The following is a 20,306-nucleotide window of genomic DNA, read 5'->3' on the forward strand; positions in this document are numbered from 1 at the left end:
CGCTATTCACCCGAACCCCGCCTTTCGCACCGAAGCGCGCTCCCGTCACATCGCCCTGGCCCGCGAACGTGGCTTTGGTGTGCTGGCCCTATCGACGGATGACGCCCCGCTGCTGAGCCATATTCCTTTCTTGCTGAGCGAGGATGGATCGCTTGCGGAACTGCATCTGGTCCGTTCGAACCCCATTGTCCGCGCCCTGAAGGTGCCACGTTCTGCCCGGTTGGCTGTATCCGGGCCGGATGGGTACATTTCGCCCGACTGGTATGGGATCGCGGATCAGGTGCCGACATGGAATTATGTGGCTGTGCATTTGACTGGTCATTTGGAATGGCGCCCGCAAAACGAACTGCGCGACCTGCTGGATCGGCAAACCGCGTTTTTTGAGAACCAGTTGCGACCCAAGCCGCCATGGCGGGCGGATAAGATGACCGGTGATGCGCTGGACCGCATGATGCGCATGATTGTTCCGTGCCGGATGCACATCACCGATATTCAGGGCACTTGGAAGCTGAACCAGAACAAGCCCGACGACGTGCGGCTGCTGGCTGCGGATCATGTGGAAGCGGACGGATTGGGCAACGCCCCGGAAAAGCTGGCCACGTTGATGCGAGACACGTGACCAGCCAGTTGGTCATTCGTTGAACGTGGCCAGATAGGCAGCGATGTGTTCGGCGCCTTTCTTCAGCTTGACGCTCATGTTCGGGCGCGCGGTTTCGTCATTCAGATACTCCTGAATGAATCCGATCGGATCTTTTGTATACGCAATGATGTTTTCTTCGGTCCAGACCAGACCTTCGTCTCCGGCGCGGATCAGGTCATCGGTGAACATGCCGATGGGCAGACGTTCACTGCCATTGAGGTAGTCATACTCGGTTCCGGCGACGCGACCCACAACGCCATAAAGATTCGGTCCGGTGATGCCGCCTTTGACCAGAACCTCGTCATCTTTGATGATCGCGTGGCACGAGGAGCAGCGGTTATAGAGTTTCTTACCTTTTTCGGGATCGCCGGCGGCCAGGGCCTGAGACGAAAGTGCCAGTGCAAAGAGCGGCGCGATTGCGAAAAGCTTTGGCATAAGAGGAATCCTGCTGAGTTTCGGAGATTCCGCCCCTTCCTGCATTCGCGTTAAAAGTGCAATCGAAATCCAACGCCTTTGGGTTTTTCAGAAATATCTATTTTTTATGCTTAATTTATCTGCCACGAAAACACGTAAAAGTTGAAAATTACATGGCAGGATCCGGGCGAAACTTTGATCGTCAGGCGCTTTTGGACCGTCTGAAACCAGCGGCGGGTGCGTCTTTGCACCAGGCAGGCTGCTGCACCGAATCGCGTTGGTTCAAGGGCGGAACGATCGGCAAAACGCCGCGTTCAACCCCGTCTGTACCTTGAAATTTCGCCGTTACGTTGTGACATGAATGCCCAGATGCGGCGTAGTGCGCGCCTATGACCGCTGGACGAACCGATTTCTCCCGGCTAGATAGCCGCGATGAGACGCCGCTTTGATGCGGTGCTGATGCATGTTTGCCCGCTACCGCGGGCGCCGGAATCGGAGAAAACCTCGTGTCCCACGCAGAAGACCACGAAGGCACCCGCAGAGATTTCCTCTACTACGTCGCTGGCGGCGCAGGTGTCGTTGCGACGGGTGCAGCCGTATGGCCCCTGATCAACCAAATGAACCCATCGGCAGACGTTCAGGCGCTGTCGTCGATCCGTCAGGACGTCAGCGGTGTCGAACCGGGCACGCAGCTGACCGTAAAGTGGCTGGGTAAGCCTGTCTTTATCCGTCACCGCACCGGTGCCGAGATTCAGGAAGCGCAGGAACAGGATGCCGAAGGCGTCGAAGCCCTGCCTGATCCGCTGGCCCGCAACCTCAACCTGAACGCCGATGCACCGGCAACAGACGCCAACCGCGTCATGCCATCGCCCGAAGGCGAAGCGCCGGGTGCCTGGATCGTTCAGATGGGCGTCTGCACCCACCTGGGCTGTGTGCCATTGGGTGACGCAGGCGACTTTGGTGGCTGGTTCTGCCCATGCCACGGTTCACACTACGACCTTGCCGGTCGTATCCGCAAAGGCCCCGCGCCTGAGAACCTGCCCATTCCGCCCGTGGAATGGGTGGACGATTCCACCATCAAGCTCGGCTAAGGGGGACCCAGATGTCCGGTATTCCGCACGATCATTACGAGCCGAAGACAAATGGCGAAAAGTGGCTGGACAGCCGCTTGCCTATCGTCGGCCTCATCTACAACACAATCATGATCCCAACCCCCAAGAACCTGAACTGGTGGTGGATTTGGGGCATCGTTCTGGCATTCTGCCTGGCGCTGCAAATCGTCACCGGTATCGTTCTGGTGATGCATTACACCCCGCATGTCGATCTGGCCTTTGCCAGCATCGAGCACATCATGCGCAACGTGAACGGCGGCTATATGCTGCGCTATATTCACATGAACGGCGCGTCGCTGTTCTTTGTCGCGGTTTACATCCACATCTTCCGCGGCCTGTTCTACGGCTCGTACAAAGCCCCGCGTGAGATCACGTGGATCATCGGGATGCTGATTTACCTGATGATGATGGGCACCGCCTTCATGGGCTATGTTCTGCCCTGGGGTCAGATGTCCTTCTGGGGTGCGACCGTGATCACCGGCCTGTTTGGTGCGATCCCGTTCATCGGTGACGCGATCCAGACCTGGTTGCTGGGCGGACCTGCGGTGGATAACGCCACGCTGAACCGCTTCTTCTCGCTGCACTACCTGCTGCCGTTTGTAATTGCGGCGCTGGTGATCGTGCATATCTGGGCCTTCCACACTACGGGCAACAACAACCCCACAGGTGTTGAGGTGCGTCGCGGTTCAAAGGCCGAGGCCAAGAAAGACACCCTGCCGTTCTGGCCGTATTTCGTGATCAAGGACGTATTCGCGCTGGCAGTCATTCTGGTGGTGTTCTGGGCGGTTGTCGGCTTCATGCCGAACTATCTGGGCCACCCCGACAACTACATCGAAGCCAACCCGCTGGTCACACCGGCGCATATCGTCCCTGAATGGTACTTCTTGCCGTTTTATGCGATCCTGCGTGCCTTCACCGGCGAGGTCTGGGTTGTGCAATTCGCCAGCTTCATCACTGGTGGCATTGTTGATGCCAAGTTCTTTGGTGTTCTGGCGATGTTCGGTGCGATCCTGGTAATGGCGCTGGCACCCTGGCTGGACACGTCGACCGTGCGTTCGGGCAAGTATCGTCCGATGTTCAAATGGTGGTTTTACCTGCTGATCATCGACTTTATGGCTCTGATGTGGTTGGGCGCTCAGGAAGCGAAGTACCCATATGATGTGTTCTCGCTGATCGCATCGGCTTACTGGTTTGCCTATTTCCTTGTTATCCTGCCGTTGCTGGGTGTCATCGAAAAACCCGAGGCGCAGCCGGAGACCATCGAAGAAGACTTCAACGCGCATTATGGCAAGGCTGACGCCGACGCCACGCCGGCCGAGTAAGAAGAGGGACCGGAAACCATGTTCAAGAAACTTGCAATCGGTGCCGCGTTTGCCATCGCCCTTATCCCTGCTGCGTCCAACGCAGCAGGTGGCGGCGAGCAGCATATCGAGGATTTCCACTTTTCTTTCGAAGGTCCCTTTGGGACCTGGGATCAAAACCAGCTGCAGCGCGGTCTTCAGATCTATACCGAGGTCTGCGCGGCCTGCCACGGCCTGAGATACGTGCCTTTGCGCGATCTTGAGGCACTGGGCTATTCAGAAGAAGAAGTCATCGCCTATTCGGCCGAGAACTTTGAAGTTTTCGACCCTGAAGAGGACGACTTTCGCCCGGCAACACCTGTCGACCACTTCCCGGTCAATGACGGTGTCGGCGCACCGGACCTGAGCCTGATGGCCAAGGCTCGTGCTGGGTTCCACGGCCCTTATGGTCTGGGTATCAACCAGTTGGTCAAAGGTATGGGCGGCCCAGAGTATATCGCCTCGTTGCTGGATGGCTATACTGGCGAGGAAAAGGAAGAGGCGGGCACGGTCCTGTACGAAAACACCGCCTTCCCCGGCGGCTGGATTTCGATGGCACCGCCGCTGTCGGAAGATCAGGTGGAATTCGCCGATGGCCATCCAGCCACGGTTGAAGCCATGTCTGAGGATATCGCGGCCTTTCTGATGTGGACCGCCGAACCGAAGATGATGGAGCGCAAATATTCGGGCTTTGTCGGCGTTGTCTTCCTGACCTTGCTGTCGGTGCTGCTGTACCTGGTCAACAAGCGCCTGTGGGCAGGCGTGAAGGGCAAGAAAGAACATTAAGCGCTGAATTTGCGTTGAAAGTTAAAACCCCCGCGCCATTGGCTGCGGGGGTTTTTTGTTGGGATCGGGTTGAAGGGGCCAGCCCCTTCTTGGCCTGCGGCCAATTCATCCCCGGGATATTTTCGGCCAGATGAAGGGCGGGTCAGACTGTCAGCTGGGTGTCTGTGCTGCCAGTGATGGTGGCCGTCACGATCTGGCCTTCGGATTGGGGGGTGTCAAAAGTGACCTCGGTAAATTGTTCGGTCCGGCCCATATGCGGGTTTTCCATCAGGATGTGATGGGTTTTGCCGATCTGCGTGGTCAGATGTTTGGCAATCTGAACCTTACCAGCGGCGCGCAGGCGGGCCGCGCGAGCCTTGATGATGGTCCCGTTGATCTGTTGCGGTATGCGGGCAGCCGGGGTGCCTTCGCGCCGGGAATAGGGGAAGACGTGCAGCCAGGTCAGGTCGCAGTCGGTGACCAGTTTAAGCGAGTTTTCGAAATGTGCGTCCGACTCGGTCGGGAAGCCCGCGATGATGTCGGCACCAAAGGTCATTTCGGGGCGCAGCTTGCGGGCCTCTTCGGTAAAGCGGATGGCATCGTCGCGCAGGTGGCGGCGTTTCATCCGTTTCAGGATCAGATCATCGCCATGTTGCAGCGACAAGTGCAGATGCGGCATCAGGCGCGGTTCGGTCGCGATGGCCTGCATCAGGTTCTCGTCCACCTCGATCGAGTCGATCGAGCTGATCCGCAGGCGCGGCAGGTCCGGCACCAGTTTCAGGATGCGCATGACCAGATCGCCCAGCTTGGGCTGCGCTGGCAAGTCGGCCCCCCATGAGGTCAGGTCAACGCCGGTCAGCACGACCTCGTTGTAACCCCGATCCACCAGCCGCTTGATCTGATCCACCACGACGCCCGCAGGGACGCTGCGCGAGTTGCCACGGCCGTAGGGGATGATGCAGAAGGTGCAGCGGTGGTCGCAGCCGTTCTGGACCTGCACATAGGCGCGTGAGCGGGTGCCGAAGCCGTCGATCAAATGCCCGGCGGTTTCCGTGACCGACATGATGTCATCGACCTGCACCGCCTCGGTCTGACCGATGAAGTCTGCGGCCATGCCTTTCCAGGTGTCGGGCTGCATTTTCTCGGTATTGCCGATGACCGCGTCGACCTCTTCCATTTGGGCAAAGGTTTCGGGTTCGGTTTGCGCAGCACAGCCCGTCACAATGAGCCGCGCATCGGGATTTTCCCGCCGCAGCTTGCGAATTTCCTGCCGGGCCTTGCGCACGGCCTCGGCCGTTACCGCGCAGGTGTTCACCACGACCGCATCGGTCAGGCCCGCCTGTTGCGACAGCTCTTTCATCGCCTCGGTCTCATAGGCGTTGAGGCGACAGCCCAGCGTGGTGAATTTGGGGGCGCTCATCCCAGTGACTCCAGAAATTCCGGTGTCAGCGTGCCCGAGAAAACGTGGCACGTAGGGCCGGTCATCCAGACGCCATCTTCGCGCCAGTCGATCCAGATGGTGCCACCGTCCAGTTCGATCTGTACTTTGCGCCCCGTCAGGCCGCGGCGGGCCGCAGCCACTGCGGTTGCGCAGGATGATGACCCCGAGGCCAGCGTAATCCCTACACCCCTCTCCCACACGCGCATACGGATATGATCCGCACCGATCACCTGCGCCACCTGTACATTGGTGCGCTCGGGGTAGAGCGGGTGGTATTCATAGCGCGCGCCGAATTCGGTTAGAGGGATCGCCTCGGCATCGTCGACGAAGAAGGTGCAATGCGGGTTGCCCATGCCGGTGGCGGTTGGCGCGCCTTCAATCGGCAGTTCCAGCGTGTCGACCTCTTCAGCCAGCGGGATGTCGCGCCAGTTCAGTTGCGGCGGTCCCATGTTGATGGCTGTCAGGCCCTCTCCGGCATCGCGCGCATAGAGAGTGCCGCGTTCGGTGGTCAGGGTCAGGTCGGATTTCCCGGTCTCCTCCAAGAGAAACCGCGCGATACAGCGTGTGGCATTCCCGCAAGCGGCTGAAGTCGACCCATCCGCGTTGTAGAACACCAGATGCGCATCGGATTCGCCATTTTCGATAACCGCTAGCTGATCGAATCCCACGCCAAACTGTCGGTGCCCTATTCCCCGCGCCAAGGCGGGCGTAATCCGGACGGATTGCGCGCGCGCGTCCACAATGACAAAGTCATTGCCCAGCCCGTGCATCTTCATGAAGGGCAATCCGGTGGTCAGAACGCGTTGCATGGCGCGCATATAACGTCGCGCCGGACAGGAATCCACCCTGCGGTGAAGATTCCTGAAAAAAGGGGTTGACCCCCCCGCGCCACCTGCCTAATTAGGCCGCCTATCGGGACGCCGGAAACAAGTTAAGTGATGGTGAAACGAGGTGCAAAATAAGGTCTTGAACCCGGTCGGGAAAATGCCTTAGAGAGCGCCACGGATCGACAAGATCCAGCAAAAAGAGTGGGCCGTTAGCTCAGTTGGTAGAGCAACTGACTTTTAATCAGTGGGTCGCAGGTTCGAATCCTGCACGGCTCACCACTTTTTTCAATAGGTTAGCAAGAATAGGCGAGATATTCTCACGCCTACAGCAACCACCTAGCAACCACGCGGCATAGATTGACGTAGAAACGTGTAGAAAACCGTTTCGTTGAAGGCGTGTTTTTTCTCTTTCCATGAATCCATAAGACATTGTTATTTTGATGCTTTTTGACATTTCGAAGAGTTTTTGGTACACTGACAACGTACAGAGCGGCAATTGACTGTCGCGTGCAACTTCCAAAAGAGCACACATAGTTTGAACTGCTACGCTAAGAAAAGCGAAGCTTCGCCCGCTTGTACGTCATCACAAAATCAAAAGTCGCAAAAAGCACAGGAGCTTTCCATGACGGACAGCAAAATCTCTTCGCATGCCAAATTGACAGCAGGAATGTCGCCCACTCAGAAAAACCAAGTATTGAATGATCATTTTAGAAAAACAGGTGAAGGCGGGGTTTTCATGATCTCCATGGGGATACATCTTCTTGGGAGAGCGACCGTTGACGCGATCATGAAACAGCTTGCCGGGGATGCGGGCGACAAAAGTGTAGAAGCTGGCGGCTGTTTGACGTCAGCACCTGTGGGACAGATTTGAGGATTTGAACAACGGAGGATTTCTGGTTCATCGTAACCGTCAAGGAGTGAAGATGAACAAGAAATCCGGAACCAGCAAAGCTTCGGCTACCAAGTTGGTCAAAACCATCCGCCGCAAGACGCGGCAAACCTATTCGGCGGAGGAGAAGATCCGCATTGTTTTGGCGGGTCTTCGTGGTGAGGAAAGCATCTCGGCACTGTGTCGGCGCGAGGGCATTTCTGAGAGCCTGTATTACAGCTGGTCAAAGGAGTTCCTCGAAGCCGGGAAACGCCGTCTGTCTGGCGATACAGCCCGGCAAGCGACGTCGCCTGAAGTGAAGGAGCTTCGATCCGAGGCGACGGCACTGAAGGAATGCGTCGCCGATCTGACCCTTGAAAACCGCCTGCTCAAAAAAAGCATGACAGGGGCTGGGGAGTTCGAGGAATGAGATACCCTGCCTCTGAGAAACTGGAGATCATCCGCACCGTTGAGGGGTCCCATCTGCCCACCAAGCAGACCCTGGACATGCTGGGCATCCCCCGCACGACATTTTATCGTTGGTATGATCGCTATGTCGAAGGCGGCTTTGATGCCCTGGCGGATCGCTCACCTTGCCCAAAGTCTGTCTGGAACCGCATTCCACAAGCTAGGCGGGATGATCTGATCGAGTTTGCGTTGGAACATGAGGTGTTAACGACACGGGAGCTGGCGGTCAAATACACCGACGAAAAGCGGTATTTTATTTCTGAATCATCTGCTTATCGATTTTTGAAGGAAGCTGATCTGATTACCGCACCAGACTACGTCGTGATCAAAGCAGCCGACGAGTTCACGGATAAAACCACCGCCATCAACGAGATGTGGCAGACCGACTTCACTTACTTCAAGATCATCGGCTGGGGCTGGTTTTATCTCAGCACGATCCTGGACGATTTCAGCCGCTATATCGTTGCCTGGAAGCTCTGCACAAACATGCGGGCCGAAGACGTGACTGACACAATCGAACTGGCTCTGGCGGCATCTGGATGCGACCAGGCCATCGTTCGGCACAAGCCACGCCTGCTGAGTGACAATGGGTCCTGTTACATCTCCGGCGATTTGGCCGAATGGCTGGAAGACCAAAAGATGGGCCATGTTCGCGGCGCTCCGTTCCACCCGCAAACCCAGGGCAAGATCGAGCGTTGGCATCAAACCATGAAGAACCGGGTTCTGCTGGAAAACTACTACCTGCCCGGCGATCTGGAACGTCAGATCGAGGCTTTCGTCGATTACTACAATAACGAGCGATACCACGAGAGCCTGAACAACGTCACACCGGCAGACGTCTACTTCGGGCGTGACAAAGCCATCATCAGAGAAAGGGCAAAGATCAAGAAGCTGACAATCCAACAGCGCCGCTTGCAACATCAAAAACAAGCCGCATAATCAATCACGTTAACGAACCAGAGCCTCCAATAATCAAGCCGCTCTGATGTCCCATTTTATATGACGACGGACACCGTGGGATCAAACACCTAGGATTTCATCTGAGCAGTTTCCGAAAAAGATTTTTTTAACCAAGCTAACTATCGGCGAGGCAAGATATGGAGAAAATAGCTGGCGCGTTAATTCGCCGTTATTTTTTCACATCCATATTTTCCTTGTTTTTAACGAAAGGTCACCTAATTGTTCTGCCCTACAACGACTCCCTTTGATATCCAAGATATCGCGCCAGTGTTGTCGAAGCCACTAAAAGAGGTTGAGATTGCTTGGAAAATTTTGCGGCCACACTTCGGAGTTCAGTTGAACTTTGGTTGCGGCAGAACTGTGGCAGTACCAAATTTCTTTGACGTCATTGCAATGAGCGTATTGACGGAAATCCTCGTCACATCTCAAAGCGTTGAAAAGTTGACGCTAACCTCAGTTAGAATCGCCGAGGAAGTTGCAATAATACTGGACCAATCCGAATCCGAGAGCCAGTTCGAGGAGCAACAAAGGGCCTTAGTTCTCTACCACTTAATTTCCTCGTTTAGCAGAGGGGATTTTCAATCTGGTGTCAGACTCGATTTCAGAAAATTTTGGACAGTCGCAATAGGTGTAATTAAAGTATTTAAGAACGTGCAGCTAACCATTGAGAATAATGTTGATCAGCCCCACCTGAGTGGTCCATGTTGAATGTTAGTTGTAGTGGTTCAGATGTGATCTGACAGTTGGCCGTTTTTCCGGCGGCGTCTGTCAGGTCAAGTTCAGTTCACGAACTTTTCCTTCCAGATTTCTTTGCCCTCGATCATGGTCTGGAACGGCGTTCTGCCGCAACACATTTTGCCCTGGTGAGTGCGTTGGTGATTGTAGTGATGCAGCCATTCCTTCAGATCGGCTTGAAGCGCGTCGATGCTATCGTAGAGCTTCTTGCGGAACGCGACCTGATAGAATTCCTGCAGGATCGTCTTGTGGAACCGTTCGCAGATCCCATTCGTCTGAGGCGATTTCACCTTGGTCCTGGTGTGGTCGATGCCGTTGATAGCCAGGAAGAGCTGGAAGTCGTGCTTATCTACCCGGCCGCAATATTCCGTGCCGCGATCCGTCATGATCCGCAGAACCGGCAGGTCATGCTCTTTATGGAGCGGCAGCACCCGGTCGTTGAGCAGATCAGCCGCCGTGATCGGCGTCTTGGTGGTATAGAGCTTGGCATGCGCGACCTTGCAATAGGTGTCCACATAGGTCTGCTGATACGCGCATCTCACTGCGGATGTGATCAACGCAGGCACGACGACGCGAGGGGCTCAGAAGTTTCCCCGCGCGGCCTCCGACAGGATTAGCTTGTCCAGCGTCAGGTCCGACACTGCCCTGCGAAGTCGGTCATTCTCCTTCTGCAGACGTTTGAGTTCCTTCAGTTGGTCGGTTCCCATCCCACCATATTGCTTACGCCAGCGGTAGAACGTCTGTTCCGTTAGCTGCACCTGCCTGATCGCATCGACGCGCGGCATTCCCTGGCCGCAAAGCACCTCAACCTGACGTAACTTCGTGACAATCTCTTCCGGTTTGTGTCGCTTGATTCCCATATGTGATCCTCCGTTTTCTAACTATACGGGCGGGCCACTCAGCTGGGGGAGGATCACATTTGGGATTTTTCCAACATTAAATTAGTGACTATTTGCTGCGTTACGAAAGATGCGAAGATACCTTCCAGCGGGATTAAGTATTTTGTTTTCCCTGGTTCGCTGATAATTGAGGATTAGGTAACCCCCATTTTGAGAAAGTCAGTTCGCTGGTTTCCTTTGTATTTTCTTGCATCAGGGTATTAACAAGTTTTCTTTCTTCATCAGTTAAGCCGACTTCATCGCAAAACACTGAAAGTGCAGTGCGTAAACCACATAATACACTATGATGATTGTTTCGCTTTGCGTCATCAACCATCTCAGATACTGCTGTGACGAACCAGTGGTTGTATTTCATGAAGCACCTCACGTTGTTTTTACAAACGTCAGGGTGACATGGTTAACGCTCAGTTAAACCAAACTGCACTTCTGATATTTTACCACGCTTCAATTTCTCTATGTGTTTGGAATGCTCCACAACATACGTATTGACAACTTGCCTGATCGCTTCAGCAGTGAGAAACATCCCCTCCGCCTCAAGTCTTAGCTCGATGTCGGTGGCACGTTGCAAGAAATTCTCATCCATCACTAAACTCCCCATCGCCACATCTGCGCCAAATTTGAACCGATTTCATTAACGAATAGTAAATTGTCCAGTTAACAGCTGTCCTCCGTATGTGTTTCGTGCGAAACCGCCACAATATGTACGATTTCATGCACTCAAACCGACTTACACTCCAGTTTTGTTTCCAAACCGCACTCAATGCACTTAGCAATTAGAGCCTTTACCTTGTGAGCAGCCCCACTTGAGTGCTCCAAATTGAAAGCTAGGCCGTGTTGACAAAAGGGATTCACACTCACCTTTAGGCGTGATTCAAGCTGGTATCTGCAATGGAGACCAGCTTGGCACGAGACCTGATATCGGATGAGGAATGGGAGTTCTTTGAAGGGTTCATCCTTGCCGTCCGCGCCCCGAATGGGCGCAAGCCCACGAACCATCGTCTTGTTCTCGATGGGATTTTCTGGATCGCCCGCACCGGTGCTCCATGGCGTGACCTGCCCGAAGAGTTCGGGAAGTGGTCGAGCGTCTACCGGCAGTTCCGGCGCTGGACGCTGGCCGGGTTGTGGGAGGACATCATGGAGGCGCTGAACCAAAGCGGGGCGGTCCCGCACGCCCTCCAAATGATCGACAGCACCGTGATCCGCGCGCACCATCAGGCAGCGGGCGCGAAAGGGGGACTCCGAGACAGGGTTTTGGCCGTTCGCGTGGTGGGTTCACGACCAAGATCCACCTCCTCGTCAATGCCGCCGGTTTGCCAATGAGAACGGAAATCACGCCGGGCCAGACGTCGGATTACCTCGGCTTCGACCTGGTCATGGCCGACAACCTGCCAACACCGAGCGTCCTGCTGGCAGATCGAGGCTATGACGCAGACAGCATTCGAGAAACGATGGACAAACGTGACGTTCTGCCGGTGATCCCCATGCGCAAGTCACGAAAAGTGCGTGTCGGCGTCGACCGCTCGCTCTATCGCCTGCGCAATCTGGTCGAACGCTGCTTCGACAAACTCAAGAACGCCCGCCGCGTCGCCACCCGCTACGATAAGACCGCAGAGAGCTTTCTGGCCTTCATCGACATAACCTCGATCCGCCTTTGGCTCCGCCATTTGTCAACATGACCTAGGCCGTGTTGACAAAAGGGATTCACACTCACCTTTAGGCGTGATTCAAGCTGGTATCTGCAATGGAGACCAGCTTGGCACGAGACCTGATATCGGATGAGGAATGGGAGTTCTTTGAAGGGTTCATCCTTGCCGTCCGCGCCCCGAATGGGCGCAAGCCCACGAACCATCGTCTTGTTCTCGATGGGATTTTCTGGATCGCCCGCACCGGTGCTCCATGGCGTGACCTGCCCGAAGAGTTCGGGAAGTGGTCGAGCGTCTACCGGCAGTTCCGGCGCTGGACGCTGGCCGGGTTGTGGGAGGACATCATGGAGGCGCTGAACCAAAGCGGGGCGGTCCCGCACGCCCTCCAAATGATCGACAGCACCGTGATCCGCGCGCACCATCAGGCAGCGGGCGCGAAAGGGGGACTCCGAGACAGGGTTTTGGCCGTTCGCGTGGTGGGTTCACGACCAAGATCCACCTCCTCGTCAATGCCGCCGGTTTGCCAATGAGAACGGAAATCACGCCGGGCCAGACGTCGGATTACCTCGGCTTCGACCTGGTCATGGCCGACAACCTGCCAACACCGAGCGTCCTGCTGGCAGATCGAGGCTATGACGCAGACAGCATTCGAGAAACGATGGACAAACGTGACGTTCTGCCGGTGATCCCCATGCGCAAGTCACGAAAAGTGCGTGTCGGCGTCGACCGCTCGCTCTATCGCCTGCGCAATCTGGTCGAACGCTGCTTCAACAAACTCAAGAACGCCCGCCGCGTCGCCACCCGCTACGATAAGACCGCAGAGAGCTTTCTGGCCTTCATCGACATAACCTCGATCCGCCTTTGGCTCCGCCATTTGTCAACATGACCTAAAGACCCTCGGTGGCCTCACGCCCTATGAATATATCTGCAAAATCTGGACATCAGAGCCGGATCGATTCATCTTGAACCCGATCCACCAGATGCCGGGACTGAACACCTAGGAATGCATGCGTGTAAATGCGAGTCGGATCTGCGAGTGCGTTGAAGAAAAAACTATTAAAAAAGGCAAACTATTATCCAATATTAACAGGTAAGTTTTCTACATAGAGTATTTGAAAAACTAGGCTTTCTCTCACAATGTAACTTCAGAGTGTTTCTATTGGGTTGGGTAAAGTTGTGAGGGTGAGATGGTCAGCTACAGTTATGAATTAACTCCTGGCGAAGTTTCAGAAACCGTCAGTGAGGACCATTTTGGGGCGAATTTTCGAGGCATGTTCCCCAATATCGGCGAAGCCTTCGATATGCTGGGTGTTACGCATTTGCGCTACCCTTCGGGAAGTGCCCAAGAGGAAAATATTACAAGCCTGCTTGACGGGCAGTTAAACGACAAGCTGGCTGAGTTCTTGGATTGGGTCGTTGAAAGAGGGACCACGTTCACTTTGAGTATTCCAGTTGGGGAGGAATTAGCAAGTCAGTCAGAAATGACTGCATTTGTCAACGCAGTGTATGAACAACTGGGTTCAGACGGTCATCTTTTGACAACAATAGAAATCAGCAATGAGTATTGGGGTTTTCAAGAAGCATCCGAGTATGGCAAGGATGCAGCACTGGCGGCGGAGTATCTCTCTAATTCTTACGAGGCATACAATGTCGAAAACCCCACCGCAGATTATGATCCCAAAATCCTGGTGCAAACAGCGCCGCCGTGGCACGTTGGCTCAGGTAGCACGATGGACCAAAAGAACAAAGAGATCATTGAGCATTTCGATGCCAACAAAGATTTGTCGGATGGTTTCCAACCAACTGTAGCGAGTGAGGCCGTCGACGGAGTAGTTTCCCACTACTATTTCAATGAGAGCTACGGAGAGGATAATACTTTTTCCGACGGTTACTACGAAAATCGAGAAATCGGGTCGCGACCAGATATGTGGTACAAGTATTTTGAACAAGAATTGGATTATCACGTTACCGAATGGAATGTTCAAAATGTCAATATTACTCAGCAAGGTCTGAAGGCTGCGTCGGTTATCCTTGAGATGTTCGAGACCATGCTGGAATCCGGGGTGGACGCGGCGGAAATCTGGTCGGTTTTGAATAGAAACTATAATTCATTTGCCGGTGGCATTACAGAGGATAGCCGGGTTCATCCTTCACCTGCTGGTCAGGTTTTCTCTTGGATGAGGGAGAGCTTGGTCGACGAGGATGGGGTCGGGCTCTCTCTGATGGGCTTGGGAGGGTTGCCTGACAATCACCGCCCTATTGAGGTTAACGCTTTTACCGGGGATGGGAAAACGGTTCTTTACGTTTCTAACAGAACAGAAGAGTTCGGGGTGTCAGTCGACTTGGACTTGGACCAATTGGTCCAAGGAAAACACCATGTGTCCGTTCGCAAACTCGGAGTTCTTGATGGTAGTGCTGACGGATTGAGTGACCGGGCCGAATACGACGACAATGGTAGACTGGTTCCTAATTCTCGCAATCAGCTCCGTGTCATCGATGAAGCCGAAAAGTTAGCCTTGGAAGCAAAGTTTCAAAATTTGTTCGCACTGGAGGTTATCAGTCCCAGGAAAATATCTTCTTATGAGGAAGGCACTTATCGAACATATCTTCCCCCGCCGTCCACCATTCTTTTAAAGCCCGGTTACACCCCCGAAACGGCAACAAGTTTTGACCACTATTACTTTGCTGGAGAGACCGACGTTACCGTGGACGTCGAGGAGTTTACATTTGATGATGCGAGTGACGTGGATCTTGAACTGGATCCTTACGAAGTCGTGGAGATCACTATAACCCCATATGAGCAAGTGGTTGGGTCTGAGAACGATGACACAATAGTGGGGTCGGAGTCTCATGAGGAAATTCAGGGTGATGATGGTAATGACTATATCGAAGGCGGTGGAGGAACAGACTACGTTTCGGGAGGTGACGGAAACGATTTTCTCGTTGGAGGAGTCGACGATGCCTTTGGCGACTCACTTTTAGGTGGGACAGGAAACGATACTGTAAATGGAGGTCAAGGGGCAGATGAAATTTACGGTGGCGAAGGTGATGATCGGTTGTTTGGTGGTGATGGTGAAGACGAAATTCTTGGAGAGAACGGTTCCGACTACGTGGATGGGGGCGCGGATGACGACCGGTTAGATGGTGGTTCTGGCCAAGATGTAATAATGGGCGGTCAAGGCGACGATCACATCAATGGGGGCGCGGATGATGATGTGCTGATTGGAGGGGTGGGTAACGATACCCTCGCGGGCGGGGATGGCACTGACATTTTGGAAGGCAGTGCTGGCGACGACATACTCGATGGCGGCCGGGGTGACGATTTGCTTATCGGTGGCGAAGGGGCTGACGTTTTTGTTTTTCGACCCGGCGAGGGCATTGATAGTGCCTATGACTTCGAACTGGGCGTAGATGTTGTTTGGATCGATGCGACGGATGCGAGCTACGACAACTTAACACTAATTGAACACGGCAATAGCACTCTCGTCGAACTGGATGATGTTCCTATAGCAATCTTAGGAGTGTCACCGGGCGCTCTCATTTCTGATGATTTTCAGTTCATTTAAGTATGTTTAAATTAAGCGCGACAATCATTGACATTCCCAGTTTGGGATTTAGCTTTGTTTCGCGTACCTAGGCCATGTTGACAAAAGGGATTCACACTCACCTTTAGGCGTGATTCAAGCTGGTATCTGCAATGGAGACCAGCTTGGCACGAGACCTGATATCGGATGAGGAATGGGAGTTCTTTGAAGGGTTCATCCTTGCCGTCCGCGCCCCGAATGGGCGCAAGCCCACGAACCATCGTCTTGTTCTCGATGGGATTTTCTGGATCGCCCGCACCGGTGCTCCATGGCGTGACCTGCCCGAAGAGTTCGGGAAGTGGTCGAGCGTCTACCGGCAGTTCCGGCGCTGGACGCTGGCCAGGTTGTGGGAGGACATCATGGAGGCGCTGAACCAAAGCGGGGCGGTCCCGCACGCCCTCCAAATGATCGACAGCACCGTGATCCGCGCGCACCATCAGGCAGCGGGCGCGAAAGGGGGACTCCGAGACAGGGTTTTGGCCGTTCGCGTGGTGGGTTCACGACCAAGATCCACCTCCTCGTCAATGCCGCCGGTTTGCCAATGAGAACGGAAATCACGCCGGGCCAGACGTCGGATTACCTCGGCTTCGACCTGGTCATGGCCGACAACCTGCCAACACCGAGCGTCCTGCTGGCAGATCGAGGCTATGACGCAGACAGCATTCGAGAAACGATGGACAAACGTGACGTTCTGCCGGTGATCCCCATGCGCAAGTCACGAAAAGTGCGTGTCGGCGTCGACCGCTCGCTCTATCGCCTGCGCAATCTGGTCGAACGCTGCTTCAACAAACTCAAGAACGCCCGCCGCGTCGCCACCCGCTACGATAAGACCGCAGAGAGCTTTCTGGCCTTCATCGACATAACCTCGATCCGCCTTTGGCTCCGCCATTTGTCAACATGACCTAGGGCGCTGTTAGCGATTTAAAACAAACCCTAAAAATCTAAGAAAATAGACATTATTAAACCCCAATCCGGGTAAGATGTAATATCTGGTCGTTAATTTTTGCACGCTACCCTAGTTGCAGACTCGATGTGGCTAAGAGGGTGCCTATTCATGATTGAATTTAAAGGGACATTGACGACTGGATCCGTAAATTTTGATCGCGGAATTCGCGATTTGGTCTCAATTGAGTTTGGAGCGGAACCTTATCTTTATAGCACTTCCGGCTCCGGCTCCGGTGGCGGATTGGTGGTTTGGCAATTAAGTAACGATGATGTTCCCACCCTCTTCGATTCTCAAGTGATTGATTCAAATCTTTCGCTAGATGGCGACCTGACTATAGAAGTCGCAGACTTACTTGGTGAAGACTTACTTGTTCTGGACATTAGCTCATCGGGGTCAATACTTGGATATAGTCTAGAACCGACTGGAATGATCGGTGAGGCACAGCAGTTTCAATTGCCGTCAGAAGGCGGTGGAACCACGTTGTTGGCCAGCTACTCTTCCGGTGACACGGAATTTATCGTCGTAGCGACAGACGGTGGAAGCCAAATTACTGCGTATCGTGTCGGACCTACCGGCACCTTTACTGAAGTGGATGTTGAAATTGGACGCCCGGCCTTTTTGGATACAGTTGAAACTGCCTCCAATACGTTAGTTGTATCGGCAGATTCATCATCTCACTCAGTGGTCACATACCAAACCGACACCGAGACAGGAGAGTTGACCCTAGTAGACAACTCCAATGCGACTTCGCACTTGGCGCTGAATACCCCGAGCTCAATGGAAGTAATCCAGGCGCATGGTAGCTCTTGGGTACTTGTGGCAGGGTCGGGCAGCAACTCCATTTCAGTGATGGAGCTCGGTTCCGATGGAAGTCTCTTGCCGACAGATCATGTGCTGGACAGTTTCGGCACGAAGTTCAATTTCATTCAAGATATCGCAGCCATCAATGTAGGTGATCAAGTTTTTGTTTTCGCAGGGGGTGACGACGACGGAATAAGCCTGTTTGCGTTGGTGCCGGGTGGTCAATTGGTGCACTTGGAAACGGTGGAAGGCACTGCTGAAAATGGGTTGGGAGGCGTCGACACTCTCTCGGTGGCTCAGGTCGGCAATGAATTGCAAGTGTTTGCGGCCAATCAACAACAGGACGGTATCTCACAATTCTCTGTGTCGCTAGACAACTTGGGAAGTGTCATCGAAGGCGACAGTATTCAATCAGGAACAAACCGCGATGACATACTTCTTGGTATGGGTGGTTCGACGCTTCTCGCCGGGGGGGGAGATGACATACTGGTTGCTGGAAGTGGGACTACGGTCATGGCGGGTGGTGAGGGGTCCGACATTTTTGTGGTGCAAAACGGGAGTAGAACTACCATTATCACTGATTTTGAAGTGGGTGTCGACCGGTTAGACTTATCTGATTTCGGGCAGCTACGTTTCCCAAACCAGTTGGGTTTCACACCTACTGATGACGGGGCCCAAATAGACTTTCTGGGTCAAACAATAACCCTCCAAAGCGCAGACGGCGGTTCGCTTTCACAAGTTGATGTACTTAAGGACTTCTTTGATGTACCTATTCGCTTGCCGAATGGCCCCAACGAGAATTCTTTCGATGCAGTTAGTTCTTCGGGAGTAACCGGATTGGTAACCGTGAGTTCTGCTGAAGACAATCCTGGAATTCGGAATGCAGAAGTTCACTTCGTTCAAGACGGAAGTGCGCCCATTGTCGTGCAAGCTGATGGTCAGGGTCAATTTGACCTACAACTACCGGTTGGCTTGCAGGAAGGTCATATAGAAATCATAAAGTCCTACTCGACTGAAAGCCAAGAAATCGATGCATATGATGCCCTGCAAGCGTTACGTATGTCGGTCGGCTTAGATCCGACTTGGGGGACCGCTCAGCCTGAAAACTACATTGCCGCAGATATCAACGGAGACGGATCGGTTGACGCATCGGATGCGCTTGTTATTCTGCGTATCTCAGTGGGGTTGTCGGTAGATAATGATCCGGAGTGGGTCTTCTTAGATTCCAGTACGGACCTTTCGGGGGTTACAGCCGATGAAACGCACCATGACACAGAGATTGCGGTATTTGCGTTGGATGGGGATTTTTCGATTGAAACAACTTCTATCCTCCTAGGAAACGTGGAGCAGCTATAATTAGGTGACCGGACATTGGCCGCAGTATCGATGAATGGCCGCTATTTGTGTTGAGTCAGAAATGCTTGACGTTTGGGTCAGAAGTGAATGATGCGACTTGCTCATTTCTTAAGGTTTTTGCAGATGATTGAGTCAAAGATTCGTGACGTTCCACATATCCTGTAGAACGTCACACGACCCTGACCTAACCGTCATAGTTGGACCGGAAATCGGGTGAACGCTCAACATTGGAAGTCGCCCCAAAAGAATGATCCTTTTGGAAACGGAATGAAATCCGGAGCTGCAGGTCAGTTGTTGGAGCTCGAAATTGGTTCCACCCTTTGGATGACCTTGCTGCGGGCGGCGTAAAAGTCGTCCATCTTTGCCCTTCTTTTCGTAACGGAGGTAAGCGTCCGGCCTTGCTGCTCTGACGGGCCATACACCATCATCAAGGATTATGCTCGAGAGCTGTCAACGGCGGCGTAAAACCCGGCCATTGGGGCGGAGCAAAAGTAGGCCAGTTTGGCACACGGGCCTTGGGGCTTGCAGTCTTCAAATAGCAAGCACGGTCCAAGGCGCATTGGCCGCCAGGCCAATCACGTGAAGATCATTTTTCTGATTTTGCAAGGCGGGCGCGACTCTGGTGAAGGCGATAGCTTGGCGAAGATTTTGAAGAACTGCTGGACAACCTGCAGCTGGCAAATAGCGAGACAATTAGCCTTCGCTATGGGGAGGTCACTTCCGCCCTTAATCGCGAATTTCGAGACACTGAATCAAAAACAGCCAACAGTTTGCGGGTGGGCTCAATTGGGCGATTTACAGCCATCAACGGGGTGTCCGATCTCGACATGATATACATCATGCCCGCCTCCAAGTGGGACGGCTACAAAAACGGTGGGCAATACAAACTGTGTCCGTCGTCATATAAAATGGGACATCAGAGCGGCTTGATTATTGGAGGCTCTGGTTCGTTAACGTGATTGATTATGCGGCTTGTTTTTGATGTTGCAAGCGGCGCTGTTGGATTGTCAGCTTCTTGATCTTTGCCCTTTCTCTGATGATGGCTTTGTCACGCCCGAAGTAGACGTCTGCCGGTGTGACGTTGTTCAGGCTCTCGTGGTATCGCTCGTTATTGTAGTAATCGACGAAAGCCTCGATCTGACGTTCCAGATCGCCGGGCAGGTAGTAGTTTTCCAGCAGAACCCGGTTCTTCATGGTTTGATGCCAACGCTCGATCTTGCCCTGGGTTTGCGGGTGGAACGGAGCGCCGCGAACATGGCCCATCTTTTGGTCTTCCAGCCATTCGGCCAAATCGCCGGAGATGTAACAGGACCCATTGTCACTCMGCAGGCGTGGCTTGTGCCGAACGATGGCCTGGTCGCATCCAGATGCCGCCAGAGCCAGTTCGATTGTGTCAGTCACGTCTTCGGCCCGCATGTTTGTGCAGAGCTTCCAGGCAACGATATAGCGGCTGAAATCGTCCAGGAYCGTGCGGAGATAAAACGAGCCCCAGCCGATGATCTTGAAG

At 53.8% G+C, this 20,306-nt stretch carries 15 protein-coding genes, 1 tRNA gene and 7 pseudogenes; 15 read left to right on the forward strand and 8 right to left on the reverse strand.

Going from position 1 to position 20,306, the window contains the following annotated elements:
* The first annotated feature begins 4 nt into the window (after positions 1-4).
* Positions 5-619 (forward strand): FMN-binding negative transcriptional regulator, encoded by a 615-nt coding sequence (locus JT51_RS14860; RefSeq protein ID WP_037314402.1) that lies wholly within the window; start codon positions 5-7, stop codon positions 617-619.
* Positions 620-631: 12 nt separating this feature from the next.
* On the opposite strand, the gene JT51_RS14865 is transcribed toward JT51_RS14860, so the two are convergent.
* Positions 632-1,075, reverse strand: a complete 444-nt coding sequence (locus tag JT51_RS14865; RefSeq protein ID WP_037313978.1) for a c-type cytochrome — start codon at positions 1,073-1,075, stop codon at positions 632-634.
* 485 nt (positions 1,076-1,560) lie between these two features.
* Here JT51_RS14865 and petA point away from each other — a divergent pair, with 485 nt between their 5' ends.
* Genes petA through JT51_RS14880 form a run of 3 tightly spaced genes read left to right on the forward strand, consistent with a single transcriptional unit; the run spans position 1,561 to position 4,292 of the window.
* Positions 1,561-2,145, forward strand: coding sequence for a ubiquinol-cytochrome c reductase iron-sulfur subunit (gene petA / locus JT51_RS14870; RefSeq protein ID WP_037314405.1), 585 nt, complete (start codon positions 1,561-1,563; stop codon positions 2,143-2,145).
* Between the two features lie 11 nt (positions 2,146-2,156).
* The gene (gene petB, locus JT51_RS14875) at positions 2,157-3,488 is read left to right on the forward strand and encodes a cytochrome b (RefSeq protein ID WP_037313981.1); all 1,332 of its coding nucleotides are present in this window, start codon (positions 2,157-2,159) and stop codon (positions 3,486-3,488) included.
* An 18-nt stretch (positions 3,489-3,506) separates the two neighbouring features.
* On the forward strand, positions 3,507-4,292 hold the full coding sequence (locus JT51_RS14880) for a cytochrome c1 (RefSeq protein ID WP_037313984.1): 786 nt from the start codon (positions 3,507-3,509) through the stop codon (positions 4,290-4,292).
* A gap of 142 nt (positions 4,293-4,434) precedes the next feature.
* On the opposite strand, the gene mtaB is transcribed toward JT51_RS14880, so the two are convergent.
* Both mtaB and dapF read right to left on the reverse strand, forming a co-directional pair.
* On the reverse strand, positions 4,435-5,691 hold the full coding sequence (mtaB, locus tag JT51_RS14885; RefSeq protein ID WP_037313987.1) for a tRNA (N(6)-L-threonylcarbamoyladenosine(37)-C(2))-methylthiotransferase MtaB: 1,257 nt from the start codon (positions 5,689-5,691) through the stop codon (positions 4,435-4,437).
* Positions 5,688-6,530 (reverse strand): diaminopimelate epimerase, encoded by an 843-nt coding sequence (dapF, locus tag JT51_RS14890; RefSeq protein ID WP_037313991.1) that lies wholly within the window; start codon positions 6,528-6,530, stop codon positions 5,688-5,690. Before dapF ends, mtaB begins: the two co-directional genes overlap by 4 nt.
* 212 nt (positions 6,531-6,742) lie before the next feature.
* On the opposite strand from dapF, the gene JT51_RS14895 reads away from it, so the two are divergent.
* From JT51_RS14895 to JT51_RS14915, 4 genes are all read left to right on the forward strand, one after another.
* A tRNA-Lys gene (locus tag JT51_RS14895) sits at positions 6,743-6,818 on the forward strand.
* A gap of 343 nt (positions 6,819-7,161) precedes the next feature.
* Complete coding sequence (locus tag JT51_RS14900) at positions 7,162-7,410, forward strand: hypothetical protein (RefSeq protein ID WP_037313993.1); 249 nt, start codon at positions 7,162-7,164, stop codon at positions 7,408-7,410.
* A gap of 52 nt (positions 7,411-7,462) precedes the next feature.
* Positions 7,463-8,814 (forward strand): IS3 family transposase gene (locus JT51_RS14910; protein WP_419177295.1). Its coding sequence is split into 2 segments (ribosomal slippage): positions 7,463-7,798 and positions 7,801-8,814, totalling 1,350 coding nucleotides; the frame shifts between segments, so codons are not numbered across the junction.
* A 357-nt stretch (positions 8,815-9,171) separates the two neighbouring features.
* A complete protein-coding gene (locus JT51_RS14915) occupies positions 9,172-9,543 on the forward strand; it encodes a hypothetical protein (protein ID WP_152563359.1) in 372 nt (123 codons plus the stop codon).
* Between the two features lie 71 nt (positions 9,544-9,614).
* Here JT51_RS14915 and JT51_RS14920 read toward each other — a convergent pair.
* The 4 genes and pseudogenes from JT51_RS14920 to JT51_RS14930 form a co-directional block, all read right to left on the reverse strand.
* Positions 9,615-10,100 (reverse strand): annotated as a pseudogene (locus JT51_RS14920) (integrase core domain-containing protein); the annotation flags it as partial.
* Positions 10,048-10,430 (reverse strand): annotated as a pseudogene (locus JT51_RS14925) (transposase); the annotation flags it as partial. The pseudogenes JT51_RS14920 and JT51_RS14925, both read right to left, overlap by 53 nt.
* A 133-nt stretch (positions 10,431-10,563) precedes the next feature.
* On the reverse strand, positions 10,564-10,824 hold the full coding sequence (locus tag JT51_RS21795) for a hypothetical protein (protein ID WP_152563360.1): 261 nt from the start codon (positions 10,822-10,824) through the stop codon (positions 10,564-10,566).
* Between the two features lie 42 nt (positions 10,825-10,866).
* Positions 10,867-11,052 carry a hypothetical protein gene (locus tag JT51_RS14930; protein ID WP_152563361.1) on the reverse strand — a complete coding sequence of 62 codons (186 nt, stop codon included), beginning with the start codon at positions 11,050-11,052 and terminating at the stop codon, positions 10,867-10,869.
* A 305-nt stretch (positions 11,053-11,357) separates the two neighbouring features.
* Between JT51_RS14930 and JT51_RS21535 the strand changes: the two are divergent.
* The 7 genes and pseudogenes from JT51_RS21535 to JT51_RS21805 form a co-directional block, all read left to right on the forward strand.
* Positions 11,358-12,145: pseudogene (locus JT51_RS21535) on the forward strand (IS5 family transposase).
* A gap of 65 nt (positions 12,146-12,210) precedes the next feature.
* Positions 12,211-12,998: pseudogene (locus JT51_RS21540) on the forward strand (IS5 family transposase).
* A 1-nt stretch (position 12,999) separates the two neighbouring features.
* Positions 13,000-13,113, forward strand: a pseudogene (locus JT51_RS21800) (IS481 family transposase); the annotation flags it as partial.
* Between the two features lie 186 nt (positions 13,114-13,299).
* The gene (locus JT51_RS22350; protein ID WP_051927580.1) at positions 13,300-15,678 is read left to right on the forward strand and encodes a calcium-binding protein; all 2,379 of its coding nucleotides are present in this window, start codon (positions 13,300-13,302) and stop codon (positions 15,676-15,678) included.
* A gap of 131 nt (positions 15,679-15,809) precedes the next feature.
* A pseudogene (locus tag JT51_RS21545) lies at positions 15,810-16,597 on the forward strand (IS5 family transposase).
* Between the two features lie 153 nt (positions 16,598-16,750).
* Positions 16,751-18,799 (forward strand): beta-propeller fold lactonase family protein, encoded by a 2,049-nt coding sequence (locus JT51_RS14975; RefSeq protein WP_037314418.1) that lies wholly within the window; start codon positions 16,751-16,753, stop codon positions 18,797-18,799.
* 653 nt (positions 18,800-19,452) lie between these two features.
* Positions 19,453-19,758, forward strand: a pseudogene (locus JT51_RS21805) (SMODS domain-containing nucleotidyltransferase); the annotation flags it as partial.
* Positions 19,759-19,762: 4 nt separating this feature from the next.
* Here JT51_RS21805 and JT51_RS14980 read toward each other — a convergent pair.
* Positions 19,763-20,306 (reverse strand): DDE-type integrase/transposase/recombinase (locus JT51_RS14980; protein ID WP_037314016.1); only part of this gene is annotated, 544 nt, incomplete at its 5' end.

Origin of the sequence: Ruegeria halocynthiae (assembly GCF_000743705.1) — a bacterium.
Classification (GTDB): Bacteria; Pseudomonadota; Alphaproteobacteria; order Rhodobacterales; family Rhodobacteraceae; genus Ruegeria; species Ruegeria halocynthiae_B.